Source organism: Nocardia lasii, from assembly GCF_042658545.1.
In the GTDB taxonomy this organism is placed as follows: Bacteria; Actinomycetota; Actinomycetes; order Mycobacteriales; family Mycobacteriaceae; genus Nocardia; species Nocardia lasii.
Genome location: NZ_JBHSQN010000003.1, coordinates 48,673 through 57,213, shown reverse-complemented (window position 1 = coordinate 57,213; position 8,541 = coordinate 48,673). Strand labels below are relative to the sequence as shown.

Below are 8,541 nucleotides of genomic sequence, written 5' to 3'. Positions count from 1 at the left end.
GCTCTACGTTCATTCTGAACCTCCGCGCGCCGCATCGGAACCGTGTTCAGGAGACTGCGCGCAGTTCGGTATCCGCCAGCGGCGCGTCGGAGCTGACCAGGTAACGCCGCAGCGTCGAACGATCGTCGAGCACCAGCCAGTCGACGGTGTCGGTGAGCCCGGGGCGGTCGGCCCTGGTGGTGATGCCGACGCGGGCGACGCTCGCGAGACCTTCGCGCACCGACACCGGGATCGCGCCGATCTTGCGCACCGCCGCCTCGGCCACGACGGCCTCGATCCGGGGGTCCACGGCGAGGGCGATCGGGTCGCCTGCCTGCGCACCGCGCCCGAGCAGCAGGCGAGCCAGGCGATTGGCCCAGCGGTCCAGATCGGCGTCGGCGAGGGTGCCCGCGGCGGTGCGGCCACGCAGCGGGATGACGTTGTCGGCGGGAGCGGTGACCAGGGTGCTCATCGTGTTCCCCTTCGGGGCGTCGGCGGTGTTTTGTGCTACACCTCCAATCTCGCCCTCGGCGCGGGGATCCGACAGCAACCCCAGCGTTGGTGGGGCTCCTCCCAGGGGGAGCGTTTCCCACCCCAAGGTGGCTGAACCCCGACGGCGGCGAGTTCGTGTGCCGCCGTCGAGGGGCCGGTCACGGCGCGTTGCCGCCGATGCTGAAATGGGCGCCGGTCGGGTCGATCAGGCCCGCGAGGCGACCGTAGGGGGTGTCCATCGGCTCGAAGGACACCCCGGCGCCCAGCGTCGCCGCCCGCGCGACGGTCTCGTCCACGTCGTCGGCGCCGAAGTACACCGTCCACGAGCCGGGCACGCCCTCGGCGAGATGACCGTTGGCGTCGAGGACGCCGCCGCCCATCGGCGGGGCGGTGTGCAGGGTGGTGTAGCGGAAATCGGGGGTGTCGGCGATGGTGAGGGTGTCGCGCCAGCCGAACACCTCCCGGTAGAAGACCAGCGACTCGTCGTAGGCGCGGGTCATCAGCTCGAACCAGGCGGGCACGCCGACATGATCGGTCCACACGCCCTCGGCCACGATGCCGACCGACTCGAACCCGGCGAAGGTGTCGGGCTGCCAGACCCCGACCCCGATGCCGCCCACGTCGGCGAGCACCGCCATCGTGCCCAGATCGGCGACCGCCATCGGTTCGACGATCACATTGCCGCCCGCCGCGCTCGCCTTCGCGGTCGTGGCCAGGGCGTCGGGGGAGTTCAGGTAGACGGTCCAGCGATCGGGATAGGGGTCGCCGGGGTCGTCGTGCCGCGCCATCGCACCCGCGACCGCGTGACCGTTCTCGCGCAGAATCGTGTACCCACCGAACTCCTCGCCGCCGCGCTCGGCGGTCCAGCCGAACAGCTCGCCGTAGAAGGCGATCGCGCGGTCGAGATCGGTGGTGTAGAGGTCGACCCACGTGGGGTCGCCGACTTTCGGGGCAAACGTCATGACTCTCCTCGGCCGAAGGGGTGGCGCGATGTGACGCTGGCACGGTCCGCGCCGGTATCGATGATGACGCGCCGAGAGCCGAAAAGTCATCGCCGCCAACCCTTGCACCCACCCGACCTGCGCGGAAGGATCCGGATCGCGTCCGCCGCGGCGTCTACGGCGCGCCGAATACGACACAGAGTAGGACCCGCGCGGAATGCTGCGGCAGCACGGTTTACGATTCACTCCAACGCATGTCTGCTGCTGTCCTCCACCGAGGCGCGGTCGGCTCTGCGAGTGACGTACAGGCATCTTCAGGAGGATCAGTGACTGCGGTAGAGCCCAGGCCAGTCCCTCAGTTGGAAGCGACTCGACCGTATCCGGCCCGGACCGGTCCGAAGGGCTCGTTCCTCTACAAGGCGGTCACCACCACCGACCCCAAGGTCCTCGGCACCATGTACTTGGTGACGGCGATCAGCTTCTTCCTGGTCGGCGGACTCATGGCGCTGCTCATGCGCGCCGAACTGGCCCGTCCGGGCCTGCAGTTCCTTTCGCCCGAACAGTTCAACCAGCTGTTCACCATGCACGGCACGATCATGCTGCTGTTCTACGCGACGGCGATCGTGTTCGGCTTCGCCAACATCATCCTGCCGCTGCAGATCGGCGCCCCCGACGTCGCCTTCCCGCGACTGAACGCGTTCAGCTACTGGCTGTACCTGTTCGGCGGCACCATGGCGACCGCGGGCTTCGTGACCCCCGGCGGCGCGGCGGACTTCGGCTGGACGGCGTACGTGCCGCTCACCGACATCCTGCACTCCCCGGGCGTCGGCACCGACCTGTGGATCCTGGGTCTGGCCGTGTCCGGCCTGGGCACCATCCTCGGTGGCGTCAACATGCTCACCACCGTGGTCTGCCTGCGCGCACCCGGCATGACCATGTTCCGCATGCCGATCTTCACCTGGAACATCGCGGTCACCTCGGTGCTGGTGCTGCTGGCGTTCCCGCTGCTCACCGCGGCGCTGTTCGGTCTGGCCTACGACCGCCACCTGGGTGGTCACATCTACGACCCGGCCACCGGCGGCATCCTGCTCTACCAGCACCTGTTCTGGTTCTTCGGCCACCCCGAGGTCTACATCATCGCGCTGCCGTTCTTCGGCATCGTCTCGGAGATCTTCCCGGTCTTCAGCCGTAAGCCGATCTTCGGTTACACCACCCTGGTCTACGCGACGCTCGGTATCGCGGCGCTGTCGATCGCGGTGTGGGCGCACCACATGTACGCCACCGGCGCGGTGCTGCTGCCGTACTTCTCCTTCATGACCTTCCTCATCGCGGTCCCGACCGGTGTGAAGTTCTTCAACTGGATCGGCACCATGTGGAAGGGGCAGTTGACCTTCGAGACACCGATGCTGTGGTCGATCGGCTTCCTGGTGACCTTCCTCTTCGGTGGTCTGTCGGGCGTCATCCTGGCCTCGCCGCCGCTGGACTTCCACGTCACCGACTCGTACTTCGTGGTCGCGCACTTCCACTACGTGCTCTTCGGCACCATCGTGTTCGCCACCTTCGCCGGTATCTACTTCTGGTTCCCGAAGATCACCGGTCGCATGATGGACGAGCGTCTGGGCAAGTGGCACTACTGGACCACCTTCATCGGCTTCCACACCACCTTCCTGGTCCAGCACTGGCTGGGCGCCGAGGGCATGCCGCGTCGCTACGCCGACTACCTGCCCAGCGACGGCTTCACCCTGCTGAACACGATCTCCACGATCGGCGCGTTCATCCTCGGTTCGTCGATGCTCCCGTTCGTGTGGAACACGTTCAAGAGCTACCGTTACGGCGAGGTCGTCACCGTGGACGATCCGTGGGGCTACGGCAACTCCCTCGAGTGGGCCACGTCCTGCCCGCCGCCGCGCCACAACTTCTACGAGCTGCCGCGCATCCGGTCCGAGCGTCCGGCCTTCGAGCTGCACTACCCGCACATGATCGAGCGCATGAAGACCGAGGCGCACGTGGGTTGGGGTTCGAGCAAGCACAACGCGCACACGTCCGAGGACGCGCTCGCGAAGAAGTAGAAACACCGTAAGACCAGGGTGTGCACCTGCTGGGGCGACCAGCGGGTGCACACTCTTTTTGTGGGTAATCGAACGGAGCAGATCGACTTGGCCGACACCACAGTTCTCGTGACCGTCACCGGCCCCGACCGACCCGGCGTCACGTCCGTGCTGCTGGCGGCGCTGTCGCGGCATCAGGTGAGCCTGTTGGACGTGGAGCAGGTGGTCATCAGGGGCAGGCTCACCCTCGGCGTGTTGGTCTCGTGCCCCAACGATCCCGAGGCCCTGCAGGACGACCTCGAAGAGGCGATGAACACCGTCGGCATGCAGGTCGACGTCTCCGTCGACGCGCAGATCGGCAAGCCGCCGATCTCCACGCACGCCGTCGTCGTGCTCGGCGCGCCCGTCACCGCGCGCGCGTTCAGCGCGGTGACGCGCGAATTGGCCACCGGCGGCGCCAATATCGACTCCATCCGCGGTATCGCCGACTACCCGGTGACCGGCATGGAACTGATGGTCACCGCGACCGACACCACCGAGGAGGGCGACGCGCGCCTGCGCACCGCCCTGGCCGAGGTGGCCGTCACCGAACAGGTCGACATCGCGGTCGAACGCGCGGGGCTGGCCCGACGGGCCAAGCGGCTCATCGTGTTCGACGTGGACTCCACGCTGATCACCGGCGAGGTGATCGAGATGCTGGCCGCGCACGCCGGGGTCGAGGAGCAGGTCCGCGAGGTCACCGAGGCGGCCATGCGCGGCGAGATCGACTTCGCCGAATCGCTGCGTCAGCGGGTAGCCACGCTCGAGGGGCTCGACGAGTCGGTGATCGACGAGGTCGCCGAGCGCATCGAACTCACCCCGGGCGCGCGCACCACCATCCGCACCCTGCGCAGGCTCGGCTTCCGCTGCGGCGTGGTCTCCGGCGGTTTCCGCCAGGTGATCGAGCCGCTCGCGCACGAACTCGAACTCGATTTCGTGCAGGCCAACACCCTCGAGATCGTCGACGGCAAGCTCACCGGACGGGTGGTCGGCGAGATCGTCGACCGCGCGTTCAAGGCGACCGCGCTGCGCAAGTTCGCGGCCGAGGCCGGTGTGCCCATGGAGCAGACCGTCGCCGTCGGTGACGGTGCCAACGACATCGACATGCTCAACGCGGCCGGACTCGGCGTGGCCTTCAACGCCAAGCCGGCGCTGCGCGAGGTGGCCGATACCGCCCTGTCGCACCCGTACCTGGACGCGGTGCTGTTCATCCTCGGCGTCACCCGCGACGAGGTCGAGGCCGCCGACGCCCGCGACGGCGGGGTGCGCCGGGTGCCGCTGCTCGGTCGCTGATCCGAACCCGTTCGCGCGCCCGCGCCCGCCCGGATCGCTACCCTTGTCGGTGGAGTGTTCGCCGATCGAACGGGTGTGTGTCATGGGCAATGGGTGCGACAGCGTGGACACCGAGACAGCGATCGGGACGGTAGTTCGCGACGAGGCGGCCGACTTCGCCGCGCTGCACGCGGAATTGGCGCGCGGCTACGGCAGCGCGGGCGATCCCGACGATCCGGCGATGGTGCAGGCCATGCAGATGGTGCTGCACATCCCCAAACTCGACCCGCCCGCCCGCAGCGCGCTGCTGGCCGCGGCGGCGTCGGCGGCGGTCGCGGTGTGCATGGACCCGCGTTCGGCGCCGGGCGGGGAGTGGGAGCCCCGGTATCTGGCGTGGAAACGCGCCAGGATCAGGAAGGTGGCGCGCCGGGCGCGCGGTGCGCAGTGGGTGGCCGCGGGCGCGGTCGACGGGGTGACCGTCGAGGTCGACGGGGCGCAGGCGCGCGCGTTCGTGCCCGGACCGGTCGGCGCGATCGACCAGCGCATCAGGAAGTTGCAGATCGGCGGGACCGAGCTCGAGCACGACGAGCCGGGGCCCGCGGACCCCACGCTGCCCGTGCTGTGGGTGAACGCCGCCCTGTCGATGTCGGTGGGCAAGGCGGCCGCGCAGGTCGGGCACGCGAGCATGCTGCTGGCCGGCGCGCTGCCGTTGGACGCGGTGATCGACTGGGCCGCGCGCGGATTCGGGTGCTCGGTGCGCGATGCCGACGAGCGACAGTGGGCGAGTCTGGTCGAGCGGGTGCGCGCCGGGCGGGCGGTGGCGGTGCGCGACGCCGGTTTCACCGAGGTCGCGCCCGGTTCGATGACGGTGATCGCGGTGCCCGCGCACGCCTGAATATCGCGACACGCGCGCGGGAATTCGACGGTTCGGTTGCGGTTGGGCGGACTCGCCGCGATATGTCGGTGTATTTCCGGGCGCTGGGGGTATACGTAACCGACAGCCGAGCGCGACGAGGCACTGGGAGGTTCCGCGATGATGACAACGATTGTGGTGATCTTGATCGTCTGGGTCGTGCTCTCGGTCCCGGTATCCCTGCTCGCCGCGCGAATGTTGCGCGGCGAGCACCATGGCCCGGACGAGGCGGCGCGGCGCGGCCTCAGCGAATCCCACACGGGCCGGTCGTTCCACTGAGGCCCCGCGTGGGCGAAGATGGAGCGCGTGTCGCAACCCGATCCCGATCTGCTCATCGACTTCACCGATGTGACCATCCGTCGCTCGGGCCGAACCCTGGTCGGCCCCGTCTCCTGGCAAGTCGAACTCGACGAACGCTGGGTGGTGCTCGGCCCGAACGGCGCGGGCAAGACCTCGCTGCTGAGAATGGCCGCCGCCGAACTACATCCGACCTCCGGTCACGCGAATCTGTTGGGGGAGACGCTCGGTCGCGTCGACATCAACGAACTCAAACCACGCATCGGCCTGTCCTCGGCGGCGGTGGCCAGCCGCATCCCGGTCGACGAGAAGGTCAGCGACCTGGTGGTCTCGGCCGGGTACGCGGTGCTCGGGCGCTGGCGTGAACGCTACGAGGACATCGATACCGAACGCGCCGTGGACATGCTCGAAACCCTTGGCGCCGAACATCTCTCCGAGCGCACCTACGGCACCCTGTCCGAGGGCGAACGCAAGCGGGTGCTGATCGCGCGGGCGCTGATGACCGACCCGGAACTGCTGCTGCTCGACGAACCCGCCGCCGGACTCGACCTGGGTGGGCGCGAGGAACTGGTCGAACGCCTCGGTGATCTCGCCGCCGACCCGGACGCGCCCGCGATGGTCCTGGTGACCCACCACGTCGAGGAGATCCCGCCGGGCTTCACCCACGCGCTGTTGCTCAAGGAGGGCGAAGTGGTAGGGCAGGGGCTGCTCGACGATGTGCTCACCGCCGAGAATCTGAGCACCGCGTTCAGCCAGTCGATCGCGTTGGACCGGGTGGACGGACGGTGGTTCGCGCGGCGGGCGCGGCGCTCGGGTGGGCATCGCCGCCGGGGGTGAGCTCACGCCGCGAGGCTCACCCGGGGTCCGATCAGGTTTGGGCCGAACCCGGTTCGTCGGCGACCGAGCGGGCGTTAGGGTGCGGGTGGGCCGACGCGATGTCGGCCGGTGGAGAGGAACGGTATGAGCGAGTCCGGGGTTCGCGCGCGCGACGCGTCGACGGTGATGCTGGTGCGTGACGGTGCGGCGGGCATCGAGGTGTTCCTGCAGCGTCGGGTCACCGGGATGGCGTTCGCGGCCGGGATGACGGTGTTTCCCGGCGGCGGCGTCGACCCGGCCGACCTCACCGCCGACATCGCCTGGGCCGGACCCGAACCCGCCTGGTGGGCGCGGCGGTTCGCGACCGACGAGGCCACCGCCCAGGCGCTGGTGGCCGCCGCCGTGCGCGAGACGTTCGAGGAGTGCGGTGTGCTGCTGGCGGGGCCCACCGCCGACACCGTGGTCGAGGATTCCGCGCGGTATCGCCAGGCGCGGGGCAAGCTCGAGCGGCGCGAACTGTCCCTCGCCGACTTCCTGGCCGCCGAGGGTCTCGTGTTGCGGGCCGATCTGCTGCGCCCGTGGTCGAACTGGATCACCCCCGAGGCCGAACCCCGCCGCTACGACACCCGCTTCTTCGTCGCGGTGCTGCCGCAGGGGCAGGACGCCGACGGGGCCACCTCCGAGGCGGCCCAGGTCAGCTGGCAGGCCCCCGCCGACGCCCTGGTGAGCTGGCGCGGTGGCGAGCACGTGCTGATGCCACCGACCTGGTCGCAGCTCGACGCCCTGTGCGGGTTCGCCGACACCGCCGCCGTGCTGGCCGCCGAGCGCGCGATCACGCCGATCATGCCGAGGTACGCGCCGGGGACGGACGGGCGACCGCTGTCCGACTTCCCGGACAACGAACGGTATTTCGCCGAGCTGCCCGAGTTGGGCGCGCTCGGCGGCCGGTAGGTTGACTGCCATGGCCGAATTCGTGACCCTCGAGCTGCCCGCCGAGCCGACCACCCGTGGCGTGGCGCTGCTGCGCGTCGACCGCCCGCCGCTGAACCTCGTCGACGCCCAGCTGGCTCGCGAGGTGGCGGCCGCGGCGGCCACGGTGGCCGAGCATCCCGGAGTCTCGGCGCTGATCGTCTACGGCGACGAGCGGGTGTTCAGCGCGGGCGACGAGATGCGCGAACTGGCCGAGCTCGACGCCGAGCAGGCCGCCGCGATGGCCGCCGACCTCCAGGCCGCCCTCGGCTGCCTCACCCGGGTGCCCCAGCCGACGGTCGCCGCGATCACCGGCTACTGCCTCGGCGCTGGCCTGGAACTGGCGCTGGGCGCCGACCGGCGGATCGTCGGCGACAACGTCAAGCTCGGCCTGCCCCAGATCAAGGCAGGCCTCATCCCGCTCTCCGGCATTCGCAGGCTGTCGCTGCTGATCGGCGCGAGCCGGGCCAAGGACCTCGTCTACACCGGCCGTTTCGTCGCCGCCGAGGAGGCGCTCGAGCTCGGCCTGGTCGACGAGGTCGTCGCCCCCGACGACGTGCTCACCGCCGCGCGCGTGTGGGCCGCCCAGTTCGTCACCGCCGCGCCGCGCGCCCTCGCCGCCGCCAAGGCCGTATTCGAATCCGGACCGCACGGGCACTCCACCGCCGTCACCGAGTGGTCGGCCCTGTTCGACACCGACGACGCTCGCACCGGCACCCGCACCTACGCCGCCGAGGGACCCGACGCCGCGACCTTCACGGGGCGGTGACCACAA

General features: G+C 69.8%; 9 protein-coding genes. 7 read left to right on the top strand and 2 right to left on the bottom strand.

All coding sequences use genetic code 11. The features are described from left to right. Positions 1-46: 46 nt before the first annotated feature. On the bottom strand, positions 47-451 hold the full coding sequence (locus ACFP3H_RS08075) for an AMP-binding protein (RefSeq protein WP_378601833.1): 405 nt from the start codon (positions 449-451) through the stop codon (positions 47-49). 178 nt (positions 452-629) lie between these two features. Further along, the gene (locus ACFP3H_RS08070) at positions 630-1,433 is read right to left on the bottom strand and encodes a VOC family protein (protein WP_378601830.1); all 804 of its coding nucleotides are present in this window, start codon (positions 1,431-1,433) and stop codon (positions 630-632) included. A 305-nt stretch (positions 1,434-1,738) separates the two neighbouring features. On the opposite strand from ACFP3H_RS08070, the gene ctaD reads away from it, so the two are divergent. The 7 genes from ctaD (at position 1,739) to ACFP3H_RS08035 (ending at position 8,535) form a co-directional block, all read left to right on the top strand. Next, positions 1,739-3,481 (top strand): aa3-type cytochrome oxidase subunit I, encoded by a 1,743-nt coding sequence (ctaD, locus tag ACFP3H_RS08065; protein WP_378601827.1) that lies wholly within the window; start codon positions 1,739-1,741, stop codon positions 3,479-3,481. Between the two features lie 81 nt (positions 3,482-3,562). After that, entirely contained in the window at positions 3,563-4,792 is a 1,230-nt protein-coding gene (serB, locus tag ACFP3H_RS08060) for a phosphoserine phosphatase SerB (protein ID WP_378602614.1), read from the top strand. 82 nt (positions 4,793-4,874) lie between these two features. After that, the gene (locus ACFP3H_RS08055; RefSeq protein WP_378601824.1) at positions 4,875-5,666 is read left to right on the top strand and encodes an aminoacyl-tRNA hydrolase; all 792 of its coding nucleotides are present in this window, start codon (positions 4,875-4,877) and stop codon (positions 5,664-5,666) included. A gap of 138 nt (positions 5,667-5,804) precedes the next feature. Next, on the top strand, positions 5,805-5,963 hold the full coding sequence (locus tag ACFP3H_RS08050) for a hypothetical protein (RefSeq protein WP_378601821.1): 159 nt from the start codon (positions 5,805-5,807) through the stop codon (positions 5,961-5,963). 18 nt (positions 5,964-5,981) lie between these two features. After that, positions 5,982-6,818, top strand: coding sequence for an ABC transporter ATP-binding protein (locus ACFP3H_RS08045; protein WP_378601818.1), 837 nt, complete (start codon positions 5,982-5,984; stop codon positions 6,816-6,818). A gap of 123 nt (positions 6,819-6,941) precedes the next feature. Beyond that, positions 6,942-7,748 carry an NUDIX hydrolase gene (locus ACFP3H_RS08040; RefSeq protein WP_378601815.1) on the top strand — a complete coding sequence of 269 codons (807 nt, stop codon included), beginning with the start codon at positions 6,942-6,944 and terminating at the stop codon, positions 7,746-7,748. Between the two features lie 10 nt (positions 7,749-7,758). Then, the gene (locus ACFP3H_RS08035; protein ID WP_378601812.1) at positions 7,759-8,535 is read left to right on the top strand and encodes an enoyl-CoA hydratase-related protein; all 777 of its coding nucleotides are present in this window, start codon (positions 7,759-7,761) and stop codon (positions 8,533-8,535) included. Positions 8,536-8,541 lie beyond the last annotated feature (6 nt).